Source organism: Synechococcus sp. Lug-A, from assembly GCF_024345655.1.
Lineage (GTDB): Bacteria > Cyanobacteriota > Cyanobacteriia > PCC-6307 > Cyanobiaceae > MW101C3.
The window spans coordinates 47,418-72,290 of the sequence record NZ_JAGQBN010000009.1 but is presented as its reverse complement, the minus strand read 5'-3'; the positions used below and the strand labels follow the sequence as shown (position 1 = coordinate 72,290).

The following is a 24,873-nucleotide window of genomic DNA, read 5'->3' as shown; positions in this document are numbered from 1 at the left end:
GGCACGGGTGATCTCAGCGGCTTGAAAGGCGGTAGCCGATCCCACGGATCGTTTCGATGCGGCGGGAATCGATTTTGCGACGGAGATAACCGATGTAGACATCCACAATGTTGGACTGGGGATCGTGGCCATAGCCCCAGACATGGTCGAGAATCTGCTCGCGGCTGTGGATGGCCAGCGGGTTGCTGAGGAACAACTCCAACAAACGGAACTCACGATCCGTGAGGTCGATAGGGTCGGGAAAACTCTCGAGGAACACCTGGCGTGCCCGCAGGTTCATGGTGATGCCGCAGTGCTGAAGCTCAAGCGTCTGCGCATTCGGAGCCTGAGCCAGGCGGGCAGTGGACGTGCGCAGGCGGGCACGGATACGCGCCAGCAGTTCATCAAAGCGAAAGGGTTTGGTGATGTAATCATCAGCGCCAGCATCCAGGCTGGCCACCTTGGTGCTGAGATCATCGCGGGCGGTGAGAACAATCACCGGTGTTTCTATGCCCTGACCCCGCATCGCCTCGAGAACATTGGTGCCATCAAGGCCCGGAAGGCCGAGATCCAGCAATAACAGATCAATGGGGGAGGCAGAAAGGATGTCGACCACGCCATCACCGGATGGCGTGTGCACCACGTCGTAGCCCTGAGCCCGCAGCCCCTTTTCAATGAAGCGAGAGATGCGTGGCTCGTCTTCGGCGATCAGGATGCAGGCCATGGCTCAGGGGAAAAGTCACGCAGCAGCACAGGTTGCCGTGCGGGAAAGATCAATGTGAAGGTCGTGCCGCGGTTTGGCTGGCTGAGGAGTTCAATCCGGCCGTGGTGGGCGTTCACGATAGCCCTGACGATCGACAGACCAAGACCCGAATGATGCTCAGCTTGGGTGCGGCTTCTGCCCTTGAAGAAGCGTTTGAATACCTGCGGCTGGATGCGCTCAGGAATTCCCTCACCGCTGTCTGAGACCCAGAGGCGGATGGATCCATCGGCAGCGAGGGAGGAGCCCAGCTCAATGCGATCAGATTCACTGGTGTGCTGGGTGGCGTTGAGTGCAAGGTTCATCATGCACTGGGTGAGGCGTTGTTCATCGGCCTCCATCATTGTCTGGGCCGTGCATGCCAACGACCAGCGGCGCGGGGCGAGAATCCTGGCCTTCTGGTAGATGTCCTGGGTGAAGCGATGCACATCAAGGTCACTGAGCACAAGGAATTCAGGGCGTTGGGATTGGGCCAGCAGTGAAAGCTCTGCAACCAGCCTGGCGATCCGGTCCACTTCATCCAGCACCAGGCGTACCGTTTCACGGCGAGCCTCCTCATCATCGTCCTGAAGAAGCAGCTCGATATTGCCCCTGATCACTGTGATTGGTGTGCGCAATTCATGCCCAGCATCTTGGATGAATTCCTTCTGGGAAATGATTAAGGCTTCCAGGCGGTCCATCATGGCATTGAAGCTGAGGGTGATGTCACCCAGTTCGCCTCTGCCGGTAACGGGCAAACGCTGTTTGAGATTCGTGGCCGTGATCGAACGCGTGGTGCTGGCCAGCAGCTGGAGGGGAGCCAGCACCGCCTTGGAAAGAATCCAGAGAAACAACAGCGACGTGATCAGAATGCCAACAACAATCTGAACCAAGATGGAGGTGAAATCGCCAACCTCAGCAAGTTCGCCTGCAGTGGTACGTGCCGCCACGAACACAGCTTGCACCCGGCCATCCACTTCAACCGGAACGGCCGAATACAGAATGGTTCCCACCTCTGGATCAGCTTCATCCACCTTGCCTGAAGCAAGCTTTGTGGTGGCTTCCCACTGCCGCATCAAGACAGATCCCGGCCGCATGGGGTGAGGCAGAGCCACTGGGCTCGAGCGCTGAAACTCTCCATTGATGATCAAGATGAAGAAGGTGTCGTCTTCCGGAAGGATCTTCGTGAGAAAACTCTTCATGTGCCCGGCAAGCTCAGGACTGGAAGGAGCCGCTTCGGCGGTAAGCAATGGACGCATGTAGTGCTCGAAGTCTTGAATGCTCTCGCCCAGGCTGGTTTGCTCACGCTGATGCAGCTCAAGCAGCAGCAGATGCTTACTGAGCGGCACCGTCAGACCAATCAGCACAGACAGCATCACGGCATAGAACACCAACAGCCGCGTGCGAACCTCACCAAAGAACCCCGCTTGCGGCATGTGACCTTCCAACGTGTACGGAATTGAGCAGTAAAGGTAAGGCAGCACCGCTGCTGGAAGCGATGCTTTCACACTGGCGTTGAGCCTGGACTGTCGCCGACACAAACAGCTGAAACAGCCCCGTTCAGAGCACTGATCAAAGCGTGAGCAGTGAATGCAGGAAGAAACCCGCCAGGCCAACAGCCTGACGGGTGATCATCACGATCGATGAGGTCAGATGAAATCGAAGGTCGGCACGTAATCGAACTTGAAGTCGTTTCCGGGATCAAAGCCACCGAAGTACCCCTGCAGCAGCATGCTTCCAGAGGAGCCAGCAAACGAGAGCTGGGTGCCCTGGGACGTGGTGCTGATGTTGATCGACGCTTCGGAAAGGCCCAGTGAGGCCGCGAAGTGGATCTGGTCTCCCTGAACGCGGCTGAAGTCGATCACCGTATCGCCAGCGCCGAAGATGAACACATCACCCCCTGCGCCACCCGTGAGCCTGTCATTTTGCAGGCCGCCGTCGATCAGGTCATCGCCGGCACCACCAACCAGCTGGTCGGCACCGCCGCCGCCCCAGAGCAGATCATTGCCGGCATCGCCGTTGAGGCGATCGGCACCGGCGCCACCATCGATGATGTCGTTGCCATCACCACCGAAAACGATGTCGTTTCCGCCAAGGGAACGGATCGCATCATTGCCATCCAGACCGTTCATGGTGTCGCCGGCAGCGGTGCCCGTGAGCACGTCGTCGCCGGCTGTTCCGGTGAGTTGTGGCAATGGCGGCGTGACCGAACCAGTGGTGGGGAGATAGCCACCCGTGTTGTTGAAGGGAACGAGGCTGGCTGCCGTGAGCGGCTGATCAGAAACCAGAATTTTCTCCAGCTGCAAGCCGGCATAGGCGCCACCCACACCAACAGCAGGCGATTCGGAAATATAGAAGAAGTCGGCACCATTCTTCGATTGATCTGGATCCACATCCAATGCATTCGCACTGGAGACTCCAAAGGTGGTCACCTGTCCAGCGGCGGTGGTGACAGTCAGACCGATGACGGCACCAGCACCACCGATCAGAGCACCGGTCTGGGCGTTGAAGCTGGCGGGAGCAAAGGTGATCCGCACCGTATCGGTGGCACTGAACCAGACACGCCCTACTTCGACACTGGTTGTGGAAGCATTGGAATCAAATTGAAGGGCTTCGCCGAGACGATCACCACTAACAGTGAGGGTTGTCATGTCGAGTTCTCAAGTAGGAGGAACACTCAACAAAGTTATCGGCCTATCTACCCGATGACGCAACAATGAGAACCTTCTCATGTCGCCTTCATCGTTATGACAATGTCTGTCAGATGTTACTCAAATACAACTGAATGCAAGAAAACAGCGGCGTGATTTCTTGCATTCTTGGTTGGGGCCGAACGAAGTGAGCCAGACAGCTCGGCAGAAGGGTTTCTCCCCGCAAAGGAAGAAACGCAATCAGAGCCATCTGGTCTCTCGGATGTTGCTGTGGTAGCAGGAAGCGAGCTCTTGCTCCTCAGCGCCCCGCCCCAGCCCCCGCAGGCACCTTGCCGACGCCCAGAGCGCGCAGTTCCTGCAGCAGGGTCTGCAGCACCTGTTTGGCGTCGCCGAACACCATCGAGGTCTGGGGGAGTTCGAACAGGTCGTTGCGGATGCCGGCGTAGCCGGAGCCCAGGCTGCGCTTCACCACGAACACCGAACGGGCCTGATCCACCTCCAGCACAGGCATGCCGTAAAGCGGGCTGCCGGGATCGCTCTTGGCGCGGGGGTTCACCACGTCGTTGGCGCCCAGCACGATCACCACATCGGTGCGGGGGAACTCCGGGTTGATCGCATCCATCTCGATCAACTGGTCGTAGGGCACATCGGCCTCAGCCAGCAGCACATTCATGTGGCCCGGCATGCGGCCGGCCACCGGGTGGATCGCATAGCTCACCGCAATGCCCTGCTGCTCCAGCAGCTTGGCCAGCTCCTTGAGGCTGTGCTGCGCCTGGGCCACCGCCAGGCCGTAGCCCGGCACGAACACCACGCGCTCGGCCGCTTCCAGCGTGAGCGCGCATTCCTCGGCGCTGCAGGAGGTGACGTTCTTGTACCCCTCATCCTTGGCACCATCGGCGCCGGCCGCCGGCGCTGCCCCCATGGCTCCGCCGAACAGCACCGAGGTGAGCGAACGGTTCATCGCCGTGCACATCACCTGGGTGAGGATCAGGCCCGCCGCCCCCACCATGGCGCCCGCCACAATCAGCAGCTCGCTGCCCACCACGAAGCCAGCCGCCGCTGCCGCCACACCGGAATAGGAGTTGAGCAGTGAGATCACCACCGGCATGTCGGCGCCGCCGACCGGCAGGGTGAGGCCCACGCCCAGCAGCAGCGACAGCACGGTGAGCGGGATCAGCGCCACCGCCATGCCTTTGAGCACCAGGCCGCAGAACACCAGCGAGGCCACCGCCAGGGTGATGTTGATCGCGTGGCGCTGGGGTTTCTGGGTCCAGCCGGGGGTGCCCAGCCATTCCTGCAGCTTGCCCATCGCCACCAACGAGCCGCTGAAGGTGATGGCGCCCACCAGCACCGACGCCAGCACCGACACCTGACCCAGCAGGTCGAGCGGCGTGGGCAGTTGGGCAGCGCCGATCGCCACCAGCAACGACGACAGGCCGCCGCAGCCGTTGAACAGGGCCACGGTTTCTGGCATGGCGGTCATCGCCACCTTGAAGGCGAGCAGGGCGCCGAGGCCGCCGCCCACCCCCAGACCCAGCAGCATCCACGGCCAGCCGTCAAACCCCTGTTGCAGCAGCAGACCGGCCACCGCCAGCAGCAGGGCCAGGGCCGCCAGACCATTGGCCGCCCTCGCTGTGCGGATCTTGGCCAGGCCCTTGAGGCCGAGGGCCAGCAGCAGCACGGCCCCGAGTTCGAGCGTCAGTTCTCCCATCAGTTCGCTCCCTTGCGTTTGAACATGGCCAGCATCCGGTCGGTCACGAGGAAGCCCCCGACCACGTTGAACAGGGCAAAGCCCAGCGCAGTGGCGCCCAGCAGGCGCAGTGCCGGTGTGGGCGCCTCGGCGATCAGCACCAGGGCCGCCAGCAGGGTGATGCCGCTGATGGCGTTGGCGCCGGACATCAACGGGGTGTGCAGGGTGGGGGGCACCTTGCCGATCAGTTCCAGCCCGAGCAGGCTGCCGAGCACCAGCACCCAGAGCGCTTCGGTGCCGCTGAGAACGCCGCTCATGCCGCCACCTCCACCAGCGCGGGCCAGAGGTCGGGGCGGCGGCAGGCGCCGGCGTGGGTGATCAGACAGGGGTCCAACAGGGGGTCCTCCGGGGAAATGGTGAGCAGGTCGTCGACGAGCAGCTGCTCCAGCAGCGCCGACACATTGCGCGCATACAGGGCACTGGCGTGCTGCGGCACCGAGGCCGGCAGCTGGCCGGCACCGATCACCCGCACCCCGCCGATCTCGACGGTGGTGTCGGCCTGGCTGCCGGCCACATTGCCGCCCTGACCCACCGCCAGATCCACCACCACCGATCCGGGCCGCATCACGGCCAGCATCTGTTCGGTGATCAGCAGCGGTGCCGGCCGGCCCGGCACCAGCGCCGTGGTGATCACGGCGTCGGCTTCGGCCAGGTGCACGGCCAGCTGCTGGCGCTGCGCTTCAAGGAAGGCCAGGCCGGCCTCGCGGGCATAGCCGCCGGCCTCACCGGGGGCATCGCGTTCAGGCGGATCAATGAAGCGGGCACCGAGCGATTCCACCTGCTCCTTGGCGGCCGGCCGCACATCGCTCACCTTCACCACGGCGCCGAGGCGGCGGGCCGTGGCCACCGCCTGCAGACCGGCCACGCCGGCGCCGAGCACCACCACCTTGGCCGGCTGCACCGTGCCGGCGGCGGTCATCAGCATCGGGAAGAAACGATCGAGCTCGGCCGCTGCCAGCAGCACCGCCTTGTAGCCGGCGATGTTGGCCTGCGACGAGAGGGCATCCATCGTCTGGGCGCGGCTGATGCGGGGCAGCAGCTCCAGCGCCAGTGCCGACACGCCCTGGTGGGAGAGGCGCTCGATCAGGGGGCGGTTCTGGTAGGGCTCCAGCAGGCCCATCAGCAGGCTGCCGGAGCGCAGACGCTCCACATGGCCGGGGCCGCCCTCGGCTTCCAGCCGCGGTGGCGCCACCGTGAGCACCACATCGGCACTCTCCCAGCCTTCAGCGGCTCCGGCGGGCAGGACCTCCGCGCCGCTGGCCGCAAAGCTGTCGTCGCCGTAGCCCGCCTGCTGGCCGGCCCCACTCTCGATCGCCACCGCGCAGCCCTTGTCCGCCAGGCGGCGGGCCGTTTCCGGCGTCGCGGCCACCCGTCGTTCGCTGGGGCTCCGCTCCGCCGGGATCCAAACCCTGATCACGCTCCACTCCCTCCACACGGGTTTCCATGTAAAGAGCAGGAGGCCCATCAGGAGCCTGCCGGGCCCGGCCGTGTGTTCATGCCACCACATGCGTTCATGCCGCTGCCGGCAAGCGCACACACCACGGCAATCCGTAGCCGCCCGCACATCCGCGCCGCGATCGGCTCCCTAAATCCAGTGGGTCATCCACGTCGACCTCACCATGGCCACCTATGCGATCACGATCGAGGGCGGCAAGACCTTCGACTGCCCCGACGATCAGTACATCCTTGATGCCGCCGAAGAGCAGGGCATCGACCTGCCCTACTCCTGCCGTGCCGGTGCCTGCAGCACCTGTGCCGGCAAGATCCTGGCCGGCAGCGTGGATCAATCCGATCAGAGCTTCCTCGACGACGACCAGATTGCCCAGGGTTTCGCCCTGCTCTGCGTCAGCTACCCGATGAGCGACTGCACCGTGCTGCCGGGCGTGGAAGACGAGCTCTGAACCCGGAGCTGCGCGCGGGCTCATTTCGCTCAGGCCCCCACCACCGCGCGGTAGGTGGGGTGCCAGCGGGCCTGCTCCAGGCAGGCGAGCGCTTGCTCGGCCGTGCTGGCGTGGCGGGCCACGCCGGCTTCCACCGCCGCCAGGGCCACCGCTTCCGCCACCGCGGTGGACACCACCGCCACCTCAGTGAGATCCGGCATCAGCGGCGCCTCCGGATCGCTCCAGGCAGGAATGCGCCGCGCCAGTGCCTCCAGGCCCGCATCGATCATCGCTTCGCTCACCTCGCTGGCCCCCACCGCCACGCTGGCGAAACCCAGGCCGGGGAACAGGAAGCAGTTGTTGCACTGACCGATGCGGCGCAGCCGCCCCCCCACCTCCACCGGCGCAAACGGACTGCCGGTGGCTACCAGCGCACGGCCCTCACTCCAACGCAGCAGATCGGCGGGTTGGGCCTCCGCCAGCCGGGTGGGATTCGACAGCGGCAGGATGATCGGCCGCGCCACCGCGGCGGCCATGTGTTCCACCACCTGCTGAGTGAAGGCCCCCGCCACCGTGGAGGTGCCGATCAGCACGGTGGGGCAGACGCGCTCCACCACTTCCAGCAGGCCGATCGTGCCGGCGGCGTCGCGGCGGAAGGCCTCCAGCTCCGCCAGCGGGCGTGCCAAGCCTCGGGCCATCTCCGGGATCTGCTCCGGCAGCTGGCCCGTGTGCACCAGCCCGTGGCGATCGATCAACCACAGACGTTTCCGCGCCTCTGTGGCGGAAAGGCCGCTGCGCTGCAGCAGGCGCACCAGGCCGTCGGCGATGCCGCACCCCGCTGTACCGGCGCCGAACACCACGATGCGATGCTCCGCAAGCGGCACTCCGGCCCCCTGGGAAGCCGCCCTCACCACAGCGCAGGCCACACCTCGGGTGCCCTGGATGTCGTCGTTGAAGCTGGGCAGCTGCTGCCGGTAACGGGCCAGGTTGCGGTGGGCATTGCCCACGCCGAAATCCTCCCAATGCAGCAAGGCCCCCGGAAACACCTCGGTGACGGCCTGCACGAAGCGGGCGATCAGGGCGTCGTAGGCCGCACCGGCCAGGCGCGGCTGGTGGCTGCCGGGATAGAGGGGATCGTCGAGCAGCTCGGGCCGATCGGTGCCCACATCCAGCACCACCGGCAACGCCCGGTGCGGATCCAGACCGGCGCAGAGGGTGTACACCGCCAGCTTGCCCTGGCAGATCTCGATGCCGCCCACCCCCTGGTCGCCGATGCCGAGGATGCCCTGCGCATCGGTGACGAGGATCAGATCGATCGGCCTGCTGGCCGCCTGCCGCAGCACCGCCGCGAAGCGATCCTGATCGGCCGCCGCCAGAAACACACCGCCGGCGGGGCTGCGGTAATCGAGGCTGAAGCGCTGGATCGCCGTTCCCACCGTGGGGGTGTACACGATCGGCAGCACCGCTTCGACGTGATCGGCCAGGAAGCGGTGGAACAGGATGCTGTTGGTCTGGCGCAGGCCGTGGGCGAAGCGGAACTTCTCCATGTCGCTGGCCAGGCTGCAGAAGGCCTTCCACACCCGGGCCACCTGGATGTCGAGCGACTCCACGGCATGGGGCAGCAGCCCCTCCAGGCCCAGCTGGAGCCGCTCCGCCCGGCTGAAGGCCGTGCCCTTGTTGAACTGCGGATCGGCGAGCAGCTGGCGCCCGCGCAGGCTGGTGGTCAGGGGCGCAGGGGTGGGCAAGGACGAAGCGCTCAACGGCCCCTCAGCAGCCGGGATGCCGGAGCGTACGCCAGTCGCCACAGCCGGTGCGGACCTCCAGGCCGATCCCGACCGGACCACCGGCAAGGCCGCCCCGCTGCTCCTGCCACCAGCCACAGGCCGCCTCCCAGGCCGCCTCCATCGAGTCGTAGGCCTCATCGAGCACGGGGTGAGGCTGTCCCTGGGGATCGACGAGCCGGTAGATCCGCTGGACAGGTGCTCCGGGCAGGACAGGAACCATCACGACAGGGTTCAGTGTGCAGGATCCTGCGCGGGATCGGGGACGCTGGCTGTGCCCACGCGAACCCTCCGGGCGGGGTGTGGCGCAGCCTGAGGCCGGCTCAGGCCTGTCGCCGGGCATCGACGCGCTGCCAGAGAGCCAGGCCGCCGCCCTTGCCCCGTGCCGCCAGCCACGACCCCTCGGGATCCGCCGCGATCAGGGCAAAGAACGGCAGGCCCGCCACCGGCAGGCTGCTGAAGGGAGCGGCGGCGGGCAGCGGGCGATCCACCAGTGTGCGTGCGCCCAGCCGCAGCTGCAGACGCAGGAAGCGGAACAGCAGCAGGGGGCGCCGGCCCTGCAGCCGGGCCTCGCCGCAGAACCGCAGCTCCAGCATCCCCAGCCGCACGCTGTTGATGATCTCCAGAGGGTCCGCTTCAGAGGCGGCAGACGCGGCTGCATCGGTTGACTCTGCTGGCGCGCTCAGGCTGAGCGAGGCGCCGAGCCCGCGCAGCAGCGTGCTGGACAGGTCTGCAGGGGTGGAGCGGCCCCGCGGCCAGGTGCGCTGCAGGATCCACGTACCGCGCAGCGCCGCCGGGCTCAGGCCGCTGCCATTGCGGCGGCTCGCGCACTCCAGCGCCAGCAGTTGCGGACCATCGGGCAGGGAATCGGACATCGGCGGGGGGTGAGGTGGGACAACGGCTGGCGGGTGGGGATGGCCGTTCGTGAAGCCGGGTATGGATCGCTGGACGGGGACTGGCACCGTTTTTAGGGTTGATGTGGAGGGTGCCTCACCGGCCTCCCCCACCGCCAACCCACGAGGATTTCCATGCGCACCCATGACCTCGAGAACCATGACAACCTCTACGCCGATGAGGTGGCCATGCAGGCGGGCGAAACCCGCGCCGATGCTCTCAACCATGCCCTGCTGGCCACCGGCGCGATCCTGCTGATGGTGGCCGCCCTGGGTGTGGTGTTGATCATCAGCTGAGCCAAACTCACAGCTCAGCAGGCAGGGCTGAGGGATGCTGCCGCTGTGCTGGATGGTGGCAGGCGTTCAACCGGGGTGACTCGGTAGTGAATGCTGCACTGATTGCACCTGCGCATCGACTAAACACCAATGATGCAGCCGAGGTGAGCCGATGTCCAAGGACAAACTGAAAGAAGAGAAAGTCAAGAAGGACAAGAAACACAAATCCGGCAAAAATGGCCACAAGAAGAGCCACGGCAAAGCGCTCTCCTACCCGCTCGGCTCAGGCGATGCCTACGGTCCCTCGCCCATCCTTGACGACTTCTCCGAGCAGTCCGAAGGACGTTTAACCAAACTCGACAAGAAGCTCTACGAGAAAGAGCTGGCTCGCCTGCAGGTGGAGCTGGTGAAGATGCAGTACTGGATCAAGTCAGTGGGCTACAGGCTCGTGCTGCTCTTCGAAGGCCGTGATGCGGCCGGCAAAGGTGGAACGATCAAGCGCATCACCGAGCCGCTCAACCCACGCGGCTGCAATGTGGTGGCCCTCGGCACCCCTTCCGACCAGCAGAAAACGCAGTGGTATTTCCAGCGCTATGTGGAGAATTTCCCCTCCGCTGGTGAGATCGTGCTGTTCGATCGCAGCTGGTACAACCGGGCCGGCGTGGAAAAGGTGATGGGCTTCTGCAAGCCTGAGCAGGTGGAGGAATTCATGCTCTCCTGCCCGGAATTCGAGCGGATGCTGGTGCGCAGCGGCATCATCCTGATCAAATACTGGTTCTCTGTGAGCGATGAAGAACAGGAGGCCCGTTTCCTCTCCCGTCTGGAAGATCCTGCCCGGCGCTGGAAGCTGAGTCCGATGGATCTGGAGTCGCGGGATCGCTGGGTGGAGTTCTCCAAAGCGAAAGACGAGATGTTCGCCCACACCAACATTCCTGAAGCCCCCTGGTTCACGGTGGAGGCCAACGACAAACGCCGTGCCCGCCTCAACTGCATCCGGCACTTGCTCAGCAAGGTTCCCTACGAAGACATGACACCGGCTCCGTTTGAATTGCCGCCCCGCAAGAGCGGCAGCGATTACCAGCGTCCGCCGATGAACGAGCAATTCTTTGTGCCCAATGCTTATCCCTAAGCACGGGTGAGGCTCAGATCATGCTGCGGGGAGCCGGGGATGGGAACAACTGCTGAAAGGCAAGCTTGCGCTCGCTGAGCGGCTCCATGGCCCGGTCCCAGAGAGTTTCGAAGTAGAAAAAGGCCACCCCGAGCTGGCGTTCCCGCACCGCATTCACCTGGGCCTGAATCAGCTCTATCGGGACCAGGCGCTGGCGCTGACCCGTCATGATCGCCACCGCTGTGGGAATCCTGGTGCGCGATTCCAGCAGCGCCGCTTCGGCCAGCTGGGGCAGGAAGGAATCAAGATCCGGGCGGTAGAGCTGCACGATCAGCTCATCCACCAGGCCACGCCGGATCCAACCGAGCCAATCCTGGAGCTGCAATTTGTAGGCGAAGTCGTAATAGTTCGGCGACACAGACACCACCGCTGAGGGCTTGGCCGCATGCACAGTGTCATGCACTCGTTGCATGAAGTCACTGATCTTGTCAGCGCGCCACTTCAACCAGGCCGCATCGCGCGGGTTAGCAGGAGGAGCCTTCCTGGTTTCCTTCCGATACAACGCCGTGGTGACGTCGTCATAGCCGAAATCACTCGGCAGGCTCATGTGATCGTCGAACTGGATGCCGTCGCCGTCGTATTGGCTGATGATTTCCTGCACCAGTTCCAGGATGAACGCCTGCACGTCAGGATGCAGCGGGTTCAGCCACACCACCTCACCGGCGGCGCTGATCGAGGTCAGGCCGCCGTCCTGTTTGCGGGTGAGCCATTGCGGATGCAGGCGGGCCAGCTCGGAGCCGGGCGGGGCCATGAAGCCGAATTCGAACCAGGGGATCACCAGCAGGCCTTTGGCATGGCCCGCCTGGATCAGCTCGGCGAGCACGTCCTGCCCCTGCAGGCCGCGGAACGTGAACGACTGAATGCCGCGGCGCTGGGTGGACGCACTGGCGTAATAGGCGATGCCGCTGTTCCACACCACCGGATAGATGGTGTTGAAGTTCAGCCGTGCCAGCTGCTCCACCGCCAGCTGCATCCGGTCGCGGTCGCGCAGCACCGGCATGTCGTTGCCGGTCATCCAGACGCCGCGGATCTCGGCGCGGTTGAGGCTGAGCGGCTGCGGCTGCACCACGGGAACCGAGGAAGTCGCCGGAGCCGCCACAGTCCCCGGAGTCGCAGAGGCGGGCGGTGGCGGTGGTGGTGGTGGCGGAAACGACGCCATGGCGAACCCTGGCAGCACCGTGGCAGCGACGGCCACGAGCACGAGAACCAGGCGCCGCAGCCAGCGGTGTCTGAAGAAGGGCATCGGTGGGGGCTGGGTACGGGCTGAGGGAGCGGATCGGCGATCCCGGCCTCCCGCTCGGGAGCGCGAATTGTGCCGCCTTGTTGCGGCACTGTCATGGCCGGCACAAAGGCAAACGCGACCGGATTCTCCGGCCGATCTCGACGTGCTGGCGCCGACCGCCCTGACACCCTGCCGGCAACGGCTGCCGTGACACCATGCCGGCACCGTCCCGACCCGAGCCCGTGCCTCCAGACACCATGCGGGCGATCGTGCAACGCCGCTACGGCCCGCCTGAGGTGCTGCGCCTGGAGCAGGTGCCCAGGCCCGTTCCGGCTGACGATCAGGTGCTGGTGCGGGTCCGGGCCAGCGCCGTGCATGCCGGCGACTGGCATCTGATGCGGGGTGACCCCTTCATCAGCCGACTGATCTATGGCGGGCTGCGCACGCCCTCGATCCCCACCATCGGCACCGACATCGCCGGTGAAGTGGCGGCGGTGGGCGCTGCAGTGACGGGGCTGCAGGTGGGGGAGGCGGTGTTCGGCGATCTGTCGGAGGCGGGCTTCGGTGGCTTTGCGGACTACGTCTGCGCCCCCGCCACGGCCCTGGCGCCCATGCCCGCCGGCAGCAGCTTCGCGGAAGCGGCGGTGCTGCCGGTGTCGGCGCTCACCGCCCTGCAGGCGCTGCGGGACGCTGGCCAGCTGAAGCCGGGACAGCATGTGCTGATCCATGGCGCCTCCGGGGGCGTGGGGTCCTATGCCGTGCAGATCGCCAAGGCCTACGGCGCCGAAGTGACCGGCCTCTGCCGGGCGCAGAACCAGGCGATGGTGCTGGCCCTGGGCGCCGACCACGTGAGCGATCTCGGGCCCGCCGATCTGCGCCGCCAGACCCAGCGTTTCGATCTGATCGTGGACATGGCGGCCTTTCTGCCGATCCGTTCCTGGCTGCCCCTGCTCACTCCCGCCGGCACCTACGTGCTGGTGGGGGGCGACTTCAGCCGGCTGCTGCGCGCCCTGCTGCTCGGCCCCCTGTTCTCCAGGCTGCGCCGCCGCCAGGTGGTGGCGGTGATGCAGCAGCCGAAGCGGGCGGATCTGCTGGTGCTGAAGGAGCTGGTGGAAGCCGGGCAGCTCAGGCCCTGGATCGATGGGCGCTACCCGCTCGACAAGCTGCCGGACGCCGTGCGCCGCCTCGAAGCCCGGCAGGTGAAGGGGAAGCTGGCGATCGAGATCTGACGGGCACCCCAAGGCGGCGCCCACCGGGCTGAACAGCAGCGACAGCAGACCACCTGGATGGGCACTGCCGGCGCAACGGCGCTCTGGATCAGGAGGGCGGCGCCGGCTCCAGGCGGATCAGCTGGCCATCGCCCGCAGCATCAGTGAGCACGTAGAGGAAACCATCCGGCCCCTGGCGCACATCGCGCACCCGCGCGCCGATGTCGATGCGGTGCTGGCCGCGCACCCGGCCGGCGGCATCGAGCGTGAGGCGGTGCACCGCCTGCGACACCAGGCCACCGGCAAACAGCTGGCCGCGCCAGGCCGGCATCCGCTCACCGTCGTACACCACCAGCCCCGAGGGGGCGATCGCCGGGGTCCACACCAGCTCCGGGTCCACGAAACGCGGCGATCCGGTGGCGGCGGAGATCGCCGGGCCGAAGTATTCGCGGCTGTGGGTCACAACCGGCCAGCCGAAGTTCGCCCCAGCCCTGGGGCTATTGAGCTCGTCGCCACCCTGGGCGCCATGCTCGGTAGCCCACACCCGCCCGCGGCCGTGGTCGTAGGCGAGGCCCTGGATGTTGCGGTGGCCCAGGCTCCACAGCCCTGGCAGGGCGCCGGGATCGCCGGCGAAAGCGGCGGCGCGCACCGGCCGGCCCGTGTCGGTGAGGTGCAGGATCTTGCCGAGGGCGCTGGCGCGGTTCTGGGCCTGCACACGGATCAGAGCCCCATCGAGCTGCACGGGTGGATTGCCGCCGTCGCCGATCGCCAGCAGCAGGGTGCCATCGGGCAGCCACAGCAGCCGGGAGCCGAAGTGCTGGCCGCCCGCCTTGCGCTGGGGCACCTCGAAGATCACCTGCAGATCCTGCAGCGCGCGTCCGTCGAAGCGGGCCCGGGCCAGGCGGGTGTGGTTCGCCGCTTCCGTGCCGGCGGCATAGGTGAGATACACCAGCCCGTTGTCGGCGAAGCGGGGATGCACCGCCACATCCAGCAGCCCACCCTGGCCCCGCGCCAGCACCGCCGGCACCCCGGCGATCGGGGTGGGATCAAGGCGGCCGTTGCGCACCAGCCGCAACCGGCCGGGTCGCTCCGTGATCAGCAGCTCACCGCTCGGCAGCCACGCCACCGACCAGGGGTGCTCCAGCCCCCCCACCACCGGCACCTGGCGCACCGCCTCACGCGGCGCCTCGGGGCTGACCACCAAGGGCGGGCGGGTGCCACTCGTTGCATCCGCTGTCTGGGCACCACTGGGGTTGGCATCAAGGACGGGCGAGCCCGGCAGCGGACCGCTCAGCGGCCGGGCCTGACAGGCCGTCACCAGGGGCAGGGCGAGCAACAGGACCACACGCGCGGGCCCAGCGAGGCAGCCGGGGAACCTGATCACGGGCCACAACCAGAGCAGGGGCCACGATGCTGGCCCAGAATCACAGGCGATGCGCTGCCCTGGCCGCCTCGCCCATGTCCCCATGGCTTTCCGGCCGGTTGATCGCTGCCAGTGGCCTTGCGCTGGTGGTGTTCCTGCTGGCCCATCTGGCCGGCGTGGCCCAGCTGGTGCTCGATCCGGCCGCTTTTGAGGCGCTGGCGGCCTGGCTCCATGCCAGCCCCTGGTTGCCGGCGGCGGAACTGGGGCTGGCCCTCGCGGCCCTCACCCACGTAGCGCTGAGCCTGCAGCGGGTGCTCCAATCTGCCCGCGCCCGCGGCGAGGCCGGCTATGCCCAGCTGCGCAGCCGTCGCCCCGACAGCCTTGCCGCCTTTGCTTCCCGCACCGCGCCGCTCAGCGGCAGCGTGCTGCTGCTGTTTCTGGTGGTGCATCTGCGCCAGTTGCGCTGGCAGCGGCCGCCGGCAGGCCTGGAGGCGCAGGCAGTGGCCCTGGCGCTGAGCTCTCGCTGGGCTCTCGCCCTTTACCTGGCGGCGGCCGTGGCCCTGGCCCTGCATCTGCTGCATGGCAGCGAGAGCGCCCACCGCAGCCTGGGCCTGCTGGAGGCCGCCAACGCCGCGGGCCTGCGCAGGGGCAGCTGGCTGCTGGCTGTGCTGGTGGGCGGTGGCTTTGCCCTGGTGGCGGGCATGGCCGCCGGTGCAGCAGGTGGCCTGGTGGCGGGGGCTGCTGGGGGCCTGGGAAGCCTGATGGCCCTGTTGGGCCTGCAGCCATGAAGCTTGATCCCCAGCTGCCCAGCGGGCCGATCCATGACGCCTGGACGCAACGGCGCCGCGAGCTGCCGCTGATCAGCCCGATCAACAAGCGGCGCTTCAAGGTGCTGGTGGTGGGCAGCGGGCTGGCGGGGGCCTCCGCCGCCGCCAGCCTGGCGGAGCAGGGCTTCCGCGTGACCCTGCTCACCTATCACGACAGCCCGCGGCGGGCCCATTCGGTGGCGGCGCAGGGGGGCATCAACGCCGCTCGCAACTATCAGAACGACGGCGACAGCATTGAGCGGCTGTTCCTCGACACGGTGAAGGGGGGCGACTTCCGTGCCCGCGAAGCCGGCTGCCACCGCCTGGCTGAAATCAGCGGGGCGATCATCGACCAGTGCGTGGCCCAGGGGGTGCCCTTCGCGCGGGAGTACGGCGGCACCCTGGCCAACCGCAGCTTCGGCGGCGCCCTGGTGAGCCGCACCTTCTACGCCCGTGGCCAGACCGGCCAGCAACTGCTGTACGGCGCCGTGCAGGCCCTGCTGCGCCAGGTGGACGCCGGCCGGGTGGAGCTGCTCACGCAACGGGACGTGCTGGATCTGATCACGGTGGAGGGGGTGGCGCGCGGGGTGGTGTGCCGGGTGCAGGCCAGCGGCCGCCTTGAGGCCCACACCGCCCATGCGGTGCTGCTGGCCAGCGGCGGTTACAGCAACGTGTTCCACCGCTCCACCAACGCGGTGAAATCCAATGCCAGCGCCATCTGGCGGGCGCACCGGCGCGGTGCCGCCTTCGCCAACCCCTGCTTCACCCAGATCCATCCCACCTGCATCCCCAGCGGCGATCCAGGCCAGAGCAAGCTCACGCTGATGAGCGAAAGCCTGCGCAACGACGGCCGCGTGTGGTTGCCGGCCCAGGCCGGCGATGCGCGACCACCGCACGCCATCCCCGAAGCCGAGCGGGATTACTTCCTGGAACGCCAATACCCCACCTACGGCAACATGGTGCCCCGTGATGTGGCTTCGCGCCGGGCCAGGGAACGCTGCCTGGAGGGCCACGGGGTGGGCCCCGGCGGCCGCTCGGTCTATCTCGATTTCAGCGACACGATCCGTCGTGAGGGACGCGCTGCGATCGAAAGCCGCTACGGCAATCTCTTCGCCATGTATGAACGCATCACCGGCAGCGATCCCTATGCCGAACCGATGCGCATCTACCCGGCGCCGCACTACACGATGGGGGGGCTATGGGTCGACTACAACCTGATGAGCACCATCCCCGGACTGTTCGTGCTGGGTGAGGCCAACTTCTCTGAACACGGCGCCAACCGGCTGGGCGCCAGCGCCCTGATGCAGGGCCTCGCCGATGGCCTGTTCATCGCCCCGGCCACGGTGAGTGGCTGGCTGGCGGGCCACCTGCACACCGAGGTGAGCGCCGATCATCCGGCCTGCCGCGACAGCATCGCCGCGGTGCAGGCCCGCATCGACGGCCTCGGCAGCACGAGCGGCGGCCACAGCTGCGACAGCCTGCACCGGCAGCTGGGGGACACCATGATCGGCGCCTGCGGCATCAGCCGCCATGCCGACGGCCTGCGCGCCGCCATGGCGGAGGTGCGGGCGCTGGAGTTGGCCTTCGCCCAGGAGCTGCGTCTGCCGGAACCGCGTGCGGGGCGCAATCCCGAGCTGGAGAAGGCGCTGCGGCTGGAGGACTTCCTGCAGCTGGCCGGCCTGATGCTGCGCGATGCGCTGGCGCGGGAGGAATCCTGCGGCGCCCACTTCCGCGAGGAGCACCAGAGCGCCGATGGCGAAGCGCTCCGCAACGACGACAACTTCTGCCACATCGCCGCCTGGCAGTGGACCGGGGAGGGGCAGGAGCCGACCCGCCACTGCGAACCGCTCCACTACAGGCACGCCACGCCCAGCCGGCGCAACTACCGATGAGCAGCGCTTCCCTCCGGCTCACGCTGCGGATCTGGCGTCAGGAGAGCCCGCGGCAGCCCGGCGCCTTCGTGAGCTACCCGCTGGAGGAACTCAGCCCCGATCTCTCGCTGCTGGAGGCGCTCGATCGCCTCAACGAACAGTTGCTGATGGCCGGTGAGCGGCCGGTGAGCTTCGATCACGATTGCCGCGAAGGCATCTGCGGCGCCTGCGGCTTCATGGTGAACGGTCAGGCCCACGGCCCCCAGCGCGCCACCAGCGTCTGCCAGCTCTACCTGCGCCACTTCCGCGACGGCAACACGCTCACGCTTGAACCCTGGCGCGCCCGGGCCTTTCCCCTGCAGCAGGACCTCAGCGTCGACCGCTCCGCCTTCGACCGGGTGCTCGCGGCCGGCGGCTATGTGTCGGTGAACACGGGCAGCGCTCCGGCGGCCAATGCGCTGCTGGTGGGCCGCGAGCAGGCGGAGCAGGCCTTCACCGCCGCCAGCTGCATCGGCTGCGGTGCCTGCGTGGCCGCCTGCCCCAACGCCTCCGCCAGCCTGTTCGTGGCGGCCAAGCTGGGCCATCTGGCCCTGCTGCCCCAGGGGCAACCGGAGCGGCAGCGGCGCTCCGCTGCCCTGCAGTCCGCCATGGCGGCCGAGGGCTTCGGCAGCTGCAGCAACCAGCTGGAGTGCGCCGCCGTGTGCCCGAAGGAGATCTCCGCCGACTGGATCAGCCGCATGAACCGCTCCGGCTGACCGACTGAGCCACCCACTGACTGAGCCACTCCCTGAGTCACCGACTCACCGACCGCCATTGCGACTGCGGAAAGGCTGCCAGATCCGCGCACACTGCCATGCTGACCGCAGAACGATGAACTTCTTCGTCAAACTCACCGATGCGATGGCGAGCCGCCAGTCGCTGCTGATCACCGGTTTGGATCCCAACCCGGAGATGCTGCAGACCTGGACCCGCCATCACCCCTCCAGCGGCTCGTTCCTGGCTCAGGCACGGCGCTGGATCAAGGCGGTGATCGACGCCACCGGTGATCACGTCTGCGCCTACAAGCCGAGCCTCGGCTTCTACCAGGCGCTCGGGCCGATCGGCATCGAGCTGCTGCACGAAGTGCGCGAGCTGGTGCCGCGCGACATGCCACTGATCCTGGATGCCAAGCACGGCGATCTGAACACCTCCTCGGCCCTGGCCCAGTACGTGTTCCGCGAGCTGGGGGCTGATGCCCTCACCCTCTCGCCCCTGGCCGGCCAGGACATCGTCGCCCCGTTCCTGCTCTACCCCGACCGGGCCGTGGTGATCACCTGCCACAGCTCCAACCCCGGCGCCCGGGTGTTTCAGCATCACCCCGACGAAGACCGGCCGTTGTACACAACGGTGGTGCGCGAAAGCCAGTTGTGGGCCACCGCCGAGCAGCTGCTGCTGGAGGTGGGCACCAGTGATCCAGCGGTGCTGGCGCGGGTGCGCAGCGCGGCACCGGAACGCTTCCTGATCCTGCGCAGCCTCTGGGAGCAGGAGGAGCGGCTGGAAGCTCTGCTGCAGGCGGGCCTCAATGCCTCCGGCGACGGCCTGCTGCTGCCCCTGCCCCAGCACCTGCTGGTGGAGAAAGGGATGGCGGCCGGCACCAGCGCCCTGCGCATCCAGATCGAAACCATGCGGCACCGCTGGCTCAGCAACGTGGCCGACCGCTGCGACCTGTGGCTGCCGGCGCCAGAGACGGGGGCTGCCGCTGCTGTCCTCGGCGGGAGTGCCGGAGCTGTCGTCGAGAGCGATGGGGAGGAGGGAGATGGTGAAGACGTTGACGGGGAGGCGGGTGCAGCGAAGCAGGGTGCTGACCTCGGTGCTGGCGCTGGCAAGGGCGGTGGGGGCTCGCTCAACGCCGCCGTCTCCAGCTCAGGTGGGCGGGGCGCCGGGCGCAACGCAGACGCCGTCGGCACCGGGAGCGACGGTGCGAAGCGTGAGGGGGCGGGGCGCACCAGTCGTGTCAGCAGCGTCGATCCGCTCGATGAGCTGATCGTGGAACTGTTCGACGTGGGCTGCCTGCTGTTCGGTGAGTACGTGCAGGCTTCCGGCGCCGTCTTCAACTACTACATCGATCTGCGCCAGATCATTTCCGACCCCAACCTTTTCCACCGGGTGCTGCATGCTTACGCCGGCCAGCTGGAAGGGCTGCGGTTCGATCGGATCGCCGGCATTCCCTACGGATCGCTGCCCACCGCCACCGGCCTGTCACTGAAGCTGCACCTGCCGCTGATCTATCCCCGCAAGGAAGTGAAGGCCCATGGAGCGCGGCGGTTGATCGAGGGCGACTTCAACGAGGGCGAAACCGTGGTGGTGGTCGACGACATCCTGATCACCGGCGGCAGCGTGCTGGAGGGGATCGGCAAGCTGGAAACCTCGGGCCTAGTGGTGCGCGATGTGGTGGTGTTCATCGACCATGGCGGCCAGGCTCGCCAGCGACTGGCGGACGCGGGCTACCGCACCCATGCGGTGCTGATGATCCCGCGCATCACCAACGTGCTGATGGCCGCCGGCCGGCTCAGCAGCGACCAGGCCAGCCTGCTGGGCGGCGGTGCCGCGCATTCCGAGGGCTGAACTCCGGTGCTCAGCTGGCCACTTCTCAAGGGAATCAGCCAGCGGTGACACCAGAGGCCAGGGTGGATCCCATTGCGGAGCCGGTGGATATTGACCCCCCACGAGCAGAAGTGGACAGGACCAACACCAAGGCACCGGGATGATGCGATGAGGGTTCTGGCAGCCAAGAGTTCTGCACGATTCTCAGAGGCCAGAACCAGCAGGCCTTCAGGGTTTTAGTCAAGCGCTTGAAGCATGCGGGGAATGATGCAGAACTCTCCCAGGGAGTCAGCGGCATTCCATGCAGTCAGCACCCTCTATGGGTGACGTGGACACCGGAAACCGTTCCAGGCTTAATGGGAATCAGCAGCGTCTATGGAAGGCAGCTGCTTCTTTGATCGTCAACAACCTCCTGGCCAGCGAAGGAACGGCTCAGTCGGAGAGCAGTGCGGCGTCTTCAGACTTGTGATTGGTTGTGGTGTCCAGATTGGCAAGACAGGTTGCTGAGCCAAATACGAGGAGTTGATCTCCCACCTGAACGATTGCGTTGCCATTGGGGAAGCGCAGATTCTTTCCCTTTCTGCGGATGGCCTGAACAGTGACGCCGAATTGCTGTTGAACCTCCAGTTGAGCCAAGCTTTTGCCTGCCAGTGCACTTCTTTCCTTGATACGGATCCAAACGGAGGAGTCATCCGCTTGCGGAAGGTTGGACACTGACCCAGAGGCAAGCTTCTTGAAGGCAGCCAGCTCATCTGCCTCGCCCACCAACAAGTAGGTGTCGCCCTCCTCGAACAACGTATCGGCCTCTGGATAGTCGATGTGTGTGCCATTGGCTCGGGTCACTGCCATCATGATGACGCCCGTTAATGATCTAAGCTGTGATTCGGCAATGGATTTACCAAGCAAAGCGGATTGCGGCGGAAGAGGATAGAGCTTGGTTGTCATCGTCCTCGTTGCATCCTTGATTTCCTTGAGAATCTGATCTTTAGATTGTTGAGGCCTCAAGGTGGAATAATGAGAATCTCGAATCTGCTGAATGTTTTGCTGAATAGCCAGTGAGGGGATACCCAAGGTGGAGAACAGATGGGTTGAGAGTTCCAGGCTGGCCTCAAACTCCGGCTGTACGACTTCTCTTGCACCCATTTGGTAAAGAGGCTCAATCTCGCCCTCAGTGCTTGCACGTACCACCAGATCCAATTCAGGATTGAGCACGAGGGATCTTTTCAGACACAGCCGAATGCTCATGGGGTCGGGCAAGGCAATCGCCATTCCTTTGGCCTGGGTTACTCCTGCCTTTTCAAGGACGAGCGCACTTGCTGCGTTGCCAAAGATGTATGGAATCTTTGCTTCTCTCAGTTTCTGCACATACTGCTCGGACTGCTCGATGACCATGACGGGATAGTCGCGCTCAAGCAGCAGCTTCACAATGTTGCTGCCAACTCTTCCGTAGCCACAGACCACAATATGGTTGCGCAGAGATGCAACCTCCGAGGAGGCTTCCATCGCACCATCGGCTTTTGCAAACCAGGAAAAAGACTCAGCTCTCTCCAAAAGCGCAGGCAGCCACTGAAGAACGAAAGGCGTAATAATCAACGTGACCGCAGTTGTGCCCAGAATCAACGAATAGACATTGTCTGAGATCAAGCCAAATTTACTGCCTTGCCCTGCCAGCACAAACGAGAATTCACCAATCTGAGCCAATCCCAGCCCTGAAATGATAGCTGTCTTCAGCGGGTACTTAAAGAAGAACACCAAGGGTGCAGTGATCAACGACTTGCCGATTAACACAAGAGCGACCAAGCCCAGAATGAGCGGCAGATTATTCCAGAGGAAAACTGGATCGATCAATATACCAATGGCGGCAAAGAACGCCGCTGCGCAGATATCCCGGATTGGCTCTACGTAATCAAGAGTCTGATCAGAATATTCAACCTCTGAGATCATCAGACCTGCAACAAAGGCACCCATTTCGGTTGAGAGTCCAATTTTCCCAGTGAGCAGTGCAATGCAAAGGCAAAGTGTGACGACACCAAGCAGGAAGAGTTCATGGCTTTCCGTCTTTGCCAGGAGTTGCAAGTAAGGAGGGATGAGCCACCTGCCCACCACATAGGCACCCAGGGCGAACAGGGCAAGCTTCAGGACAGCGAAACCAATCGAATAACCGAGTTCTTCTATCGGGCTATTGAGAGCTGGCAGGATCGCAAGCATCAAGCCAAGGGCCAGATCCTGGACAATCAAGATCCCAAGCATGACCTGTCCATGGGCCGTAGCCATTTCATCCTGTTCTGCCAAAGCTTTGATGACGACGGCAGTGGACGAGAGCGAAACCAACTCGCCAAGGAAGATGCCCTGCGGAACAGTGGTGACCCAGCCCACAGTCACCGCCACCAGGGCCGTCAGAGAAATGGTTAGGAGCAGCTGCAAGCCACCACCACCCAACGCAATCTTTTTGACCTTATTGAGCTCTGCAAGGGAGAACTCAACGCCGATTGTGAAAAGCAGGAACGTGACGCCTAATTCGGCAATGGTTTCAACTTCTTCGTAGTTCCCAATCAATCCAAGCTCAAACGGGCCAACAATCACGCCCGCAAGCAAATAGCCCAGGATCACTGGTTGCTTCAGCAGGGATGCCAGCAAGCCGCCAAACGCAGCAGCTGCAAAGATGATGATCAGTTCTGTCATTGGTGGTGGGAAGGCGTTCTCGGTCTAAGCACCTGATGGCGTCGCTACAACGACTCTCGGTGAGGCCTTTCCACTCCCATGCCGTGAAGGATTCAACTTCCTACGAAGAGAGGTGTCTCTGCGCGAAGGGAAACGCCTCGGCGATTCAGTCCGACCGTCCTTTCCAGTCAGCTGGCTGGGGGCATCCAGCGGGAGCGATCAGGACATGCTTAGGAGGGTGATTTGGCCTTGGATAGGAGCGTGATAGGGGCGTGCACAGGAAGTGATTGGGTCATCCTCAAAAGAGTGATTGGGTCACCCATAGGAGAGGGGTTGAGCCCCGTACAGAAGGGTCATCGGGCCATGCGTGAGAGTGTGCTTGGGGTACCAGACAGCAGAGTGATGAGTGTAACCGTGGGCATCTGTCTGCATCGATACGTTGGTTCAACAAGCACCAAGCCGCAACCTCAGGCCCGCCTGATCATTTCCCCACGCACAGTCTTCTGACCAGCTCCGTGCCATTGCAATGGCAGGAAAGTTGGTCATCGTGCCGGTTGTTGATTCACCGCTGATGACCAGCTGCCTAGAGAAACCTGTGAGCCGGCCCAGTCGGGTCAGTGAACGTATGGGCTCCCGGCGGCCGCGGACAGCAGACCCCAAAGCCCCCCTGCAGCGGAGCTGAGGTCTGGACCCGCTCTTGTGCAGTTCACCTGGCCATAGAACAGGCTGAGAGTTCCGTTGACACCCGCTGGCCTCAAAAGGAAGAGGGCGATCACCTGATGCAGGGGTGGGATCAAGGTCCTCACGCTGTGAATGGTCGTCGGCGTTTGCTTCGATCTTCTGCCTCAGTGCCTCTCCACAGGGAGGATGCAAGCCGAGGAAGCCGGCGCCGAACGATGGGCGTGGCAGAGTTCGCCGCCGCGTGATGTCCCCTCAGTCGACCAGGCGCCAGGGCAGAGTCTGGCCGGCGTGGAATGGCACCAGCACCTCCACACCGCCGTTGCCATCGGCCAGCTCCAGGCGCCGTGGCACCGGCACCGGCTCGCGGCGCAATTCCACGGTCTGCTCGTGGGGCGGCAGGCCGTAGAAGCGGGGGCCGTAGAGCGACGCGAAGGCTTCGAGCCGGTGCAGCGCCCCCTCCTGCTCGAACACCTGGGCGTAGCTCTCCAGCGCATGGGGCGCATTGAAGATGCCGGCGCAGCCGCAGGCCGCTTCCTTGGCGGAGCGGCGATGGGGGGCGGAATCGGTGCCGAGGAAGAAGCAGGGGTTGCCGGAGACGGCGGCACGGCGCAGGGCCAGGCGATGCCGTTCCCGCTTGATCACCGGCAGGCAGTAGAAGTCGGGCCAGATCCCACCGCTGAACATTGCGTTGCGGTTGAGCTGCAGGTGGTGGGGGGTGATCGTGGCGCACAGGCGTGGGCTATCGCCACCCGCCTGGCTCTCCACGAAGGCCACCGCTTCGCTGGTGGTGATGTGCTCGAGCACCACCCGCATGCGGGGATAGCGCTCCAGCAGCGGCTTCAGGTGCCGCTCGATGAACACCGCTTCGCGATCGAAGATGTCGATCTCCGCGTCGGTGACCTCACCATGCAGGAGCAGCGGCATGCCGATGCGCTCCAGCGTCTCGAACACGGGCGTGAGCCTGGCGATGTCGGTCACGCCATGGGCCGAATTGGTGGTGGCGTTGGCCGGATAGAGCTTTACGGCCGTGAAGATGCCGGCCGCATGGCCCCGCTCCAGTTCCGCCGGATCGATCGTGTCAGTGAGGTAGGCGGTCATCAGCGGCTGGAAGCGGCTGCCGGGCGGCAGGGCGGCCAGGATCCGCTGGCGGTAGGCCTCGGCCATCGCCGCCGTGGTGATCGGCGGGCTCAGGTTGGGCATCACGATCGCCCGCCCGAACGCCCGCGCCGTGGCAGCCACCACCGCGTTGAGCAGGGGGCCGTCGCGCAGATGCACGTGCCAGTCATCCGGGCGACGCATCACCAGGGCAGGGGAGGCCGGGTCCGGCGCGGCTGAGGAAACGGACATCAAACGGCGACCCA

At 65.3% G+C, this 24,873-nt stretch carries 21 protein-coding genes; 8 read left to right on the top strand and 13 right to left on the bottom strand.

The window, feature by feature from the left end; genetic code table 11:
- Positions 1-13: 13 nt before the first annotated feature.
- The 6 genes from KBY86_RS08325 to KBY86_RS08300 all read right to left on the bottom strand — a co-directional run bounded on the left by KBY86_RS08325 (position 14) and on the right by KBY86_RS08300 (position 6,536).
- Positions 14-703, bottom strand: a complete 690-nt coding sequence (locus tag KBY86_RS08325; protein WP_255140814.1) for a response regulator transcription factor — start codon at positions 701-703, stop codon at positions 14-16.
- The gene (locus KBY86_RS08320; RefSeq protein WP_255140813.1) at positions 688-2,202 is read right to left on the bottom strand and encodes a cell wall metabolism sensor histidine kinase WalK; all 1,515 of its coding nucleotides are present in this window, start codon (positions 2,200-2,202) and stop codon (positions 688-690) included. The genes KBY86_RS08325 and KBY86_RS08320 overlap by 16 nt, the downstream gene beginning before the upstream one ends.
- 165 nt (positions 2,203-2,367) lie before the next feature.
- A complete protein-coding gene (locus tag KBY86_RS08315; RefSeq protein WP_094510701.1) occupies positions 2,368-3,369 on the bottom strand; it encodes a calcium-binding protein in 1,002 nt (333 codons plus the stop codon).
- 298 nt (positions 3,370-3,667) lie between these two features.
- On the bottom strand, positions 3,668-5,080 hold the full coding sequence (locus tag KBY86_RS08310) for an NAD(P)(+) transhydrogenase (Re/Si-specific) subunit beta (protein ID WP_255140812.1): 1,413 nt from the start codon (positions 5,078-5,080) through the stop codon (positions 3,668-3,670).
- Positions 5,080-5,376: an NAD(P) transhydrogenase subunit alpha gene (locus tag KBY86_RS08305; protein ID WP_094510703.1), complete on the bottom strand. Its 297-nt coding sequence runs from the start codon at positions 5,374-5,376 to the stop codon at positions 5,080-5,082. The genes KBY86_RS08310 and KBY86_RS08305 overlap by 1 nt, the downstream gene beginning before the upstream one ends.
- A complete protein-coding gene (locus KBY86_RS08300; protein WP_233132774.1) occupies positions 5,373-6,536 on the bottom strand; it encodes an NAD(P) transhydrogenase subunit alpha in 1,164 nt (387 codons plus the stop codon). The genes KBY86_RS08305 and KBY86_RS08300 overlap by 4 nt, the downstream gene beginning before the upstream one ends.
- 202 nt (positions 6,537-6,738) lie before the next feature.
- Here KBY86_RS08300 and KBY86_RS08295 point away from each other — a divergent pair, with 202 nt between their 5' ends.
- Positions 6,739-7,020, top strand: coding sequence for a 2Fe-2S iron-sulfur cluster-binding protein (locus tag KBY86_RS08295; RefSeq protein ID WP_094510704.1), 282 nt, complete (start codon positions 6,739-6,741; stop codon positions 7,018-7,020).
- Positions 7,021-7,049: 29 nt separating this feature from the next.
- Here KBY86_RS08295 and KBY86_RS08290 read toward each other — a convergent pair whose 3' ends face one another.
- The 3 genes from KBY86_RS08290 to KBY86_RS08280 all read right to left on the bottom strand — a co-directional run bounded on the left by KBY86_RS08290 (position 7,050) and on the right by KBY86_RS08280 (position 9,655).
- On the bottom strand, positions 7,050-8,759 hold the full coding sequence (locus KBY86_RS08290; RefSeq protein ID WP_255140811.1) for an NAD-dependent malic enzyme: 1,710 nt from the start codon (positions 8,757-8,759) through the stop codon (positions 7,050-7,052).
- Positions 8,760-8,766: 7 nt separating this feature from the next.
- Positions 8,767-9,003 (bottom strand): hypothetical protein, encoded by a 237-nt coding sequence (locus KBY86_RS08285; RefSeq protein ID WP_255140810.1) that lies wholly within the window; start codon positions 9,001-9,003, stop codon positions 8,767-8,769.
- Positions 9,004-9,103: 100 nt separating this feature from the next.
- A complete protein-coding gene (locus KBY86_RS08280) occupies positions 9,104-9,655 on the bottom strand; it encodes a hypothetical protein (RefSeq protein WP_255140809.1) in 552 nt (183 codons plus the stop codon).
- A 153-nt stretch (positions 9,656-9,808) separates the two neighbouring features.
- Here KBY86_RS08280 and KBY86_RS08275 point away from each other — a divergent pair, with 153 nt between their 5' ends.
- Both KBY86_RS08275 and ppk2 read left to right on the top strand, forming a co-directional pair.
- Complete coding sequence (locus KBY86_RS08275; protein WP_255099385.1) at positions 9,809-9,970, top strand: hypothetical protein; 162 nt, start codon at positions 9,809-9,811, stop codon at positions 9,968-9,970.
- Between the two features lie 151 nt (positions 9,971-10,121).
- Positions 10,122-11,078 (top strand): polyphosphate kinase 2, encoded by a 957-nt coding sequence (gene ppk2, locus KBY86_RS08270; RefSeq protein WP_255099386.1) that lies wholly within the window; start codon positions 10,122-10,124, stop codon positions 11,076-11,078.
- A gap of 13 nt (positions 11,079-11,091) precedes the next feature.
- Here ppk2 and KBY86_RS08265 read toward each other — a convergent pair whose 3' ends face one another.
- Entirely contained in the window at positions 11,092-12,360 is a 1,269-nt protein-coding gene (locus tag KBY86_RS08265) for a glycoside hydrolase family 10 protein (RefSeq protein ID WP_255140808.1), read from the bottom strand.
- Positions 12,361-12,554: 194 nt separating this feature from the next.
- On the opposite strand from KBY86_RS08265, the gene KBY86_RS08260 reads away from it, so the two are divergent.
- Complete coding sequence (locus KBY86_RS08260; protein WP_255140807.1) at positions 12,555-13,568, top strand: NAD(P)-dependent alcohol dehydrogenase; 1,014 nt, start codon at positions 12,555-12,557, stop codon at positions 13,566-13,568.
- An 88-nt stretch (positions 13,569-13,656) separates the two neighbouring features.
- Here KBY86_RS08260 and KBY86_RS08255 read toward each other — a convergent pair whose 3' ends face one another.
- A complete protein-coding gene (locus KBY86_RS08255; RefSeq protein ID WP_255140806.1) occupies positions 13,657-14,883 on the bottom strand; it encodes a PQQ-dependent sugar dehydrogenase in 1,227 nt (408 codons plus the stop codon).
- Positions 14,884-15,005: 122 nt separating this feature from the next.
- Here KBY86_RS08255 and KBY86_RS08250 point away from each other — a divergent pair, with 122 nt between their 5' ends.
- The 4 genes from KBY86_RS08250 (at position 15,006) to pyrF (ending at position 20,191) form a co-directional block, all read left to right on the top strand.
- Positions 15,006-15,698, top strand: a complete 693-nt coding sequence (locus KBY86_RS08250) for a succinate dehydrogenase (protein ID WP_255140805.1) — start codon at positions 15,006-15,008, stop codon at positions 15,696-15,698.
- Positions 15,695-17,608 carry a fumarate reductase/succinate dehydrogenase flavoprotein subunit gene (locus KBY86_RS08245; protein WP_255140804.1) on the top strand — a complete coding sequence of 638 codons (1,914 nt, stop codon included), beginning with the start codon at positions 15,695-15,697 and terminating at the stop codon, positions 17,606-17,608. Before KBY86_RS08250 ends, KBY86_RS08245 begins: the two co-directional genes overlap by 4 nt.
- On the top strand, positions 17,605-18,342 hold the full coding sequence (locus KBY86_RS08240) for a succinate dehydrogenase/fumarate reductase iron-sulfur subunit (protein WP_255099393.1): 738 nt from the start codon (positions 17,605-17,607) through the stop codon (positions 18,340-18,342). The genes KBY86_RS08245 and KBY86_RS08240 overlap by 4 nt, the downstream gene beginning before the upstream one ends.
- Positions 18,343-18,457: 115 nt before the next feature.
- Positions 18,458-20,191, top strand: a complete 1,734-nt coding sequence (pyrF, locus tag KBY86_RS08235; RefSeq protein ID WP_255140803.1) for an orotidine-5'-phosphate decarboxylase — start codon at positions 18,458-18,460, stop codon at positions 20,189-20,191.
- Between the two features lie 411 nt (positions 20,192-20,602).
- Here pyrF and KBY86_RS08230 read toward each other — a convergent pair whose 3' ends face one another.
- Positions 20,603-22,852, bottom strand: a complete 2,250-nt coding sequence (locus KBY86_RS08230) for a cation:proton antiporter (protein ID WP_255140802.1) — start codon at positions 22,850-22,852, stop codon at positions 20,603-20,605.
- Between the two features lie 912 nt (positions 22,853-23,764).
- Positions 23,765-24,859, bottom strand: coding sequence for a dihydroorotase (gene pyrC / locus KBY86_RS08225; protein ID WP_255140801.1), 1,095 nt, complete (start codon positions 24,857-24,859; stop codon positions 23,765-23,767).
- Positions 24,860-24,873: the final 14 nt, after the last annotated feature.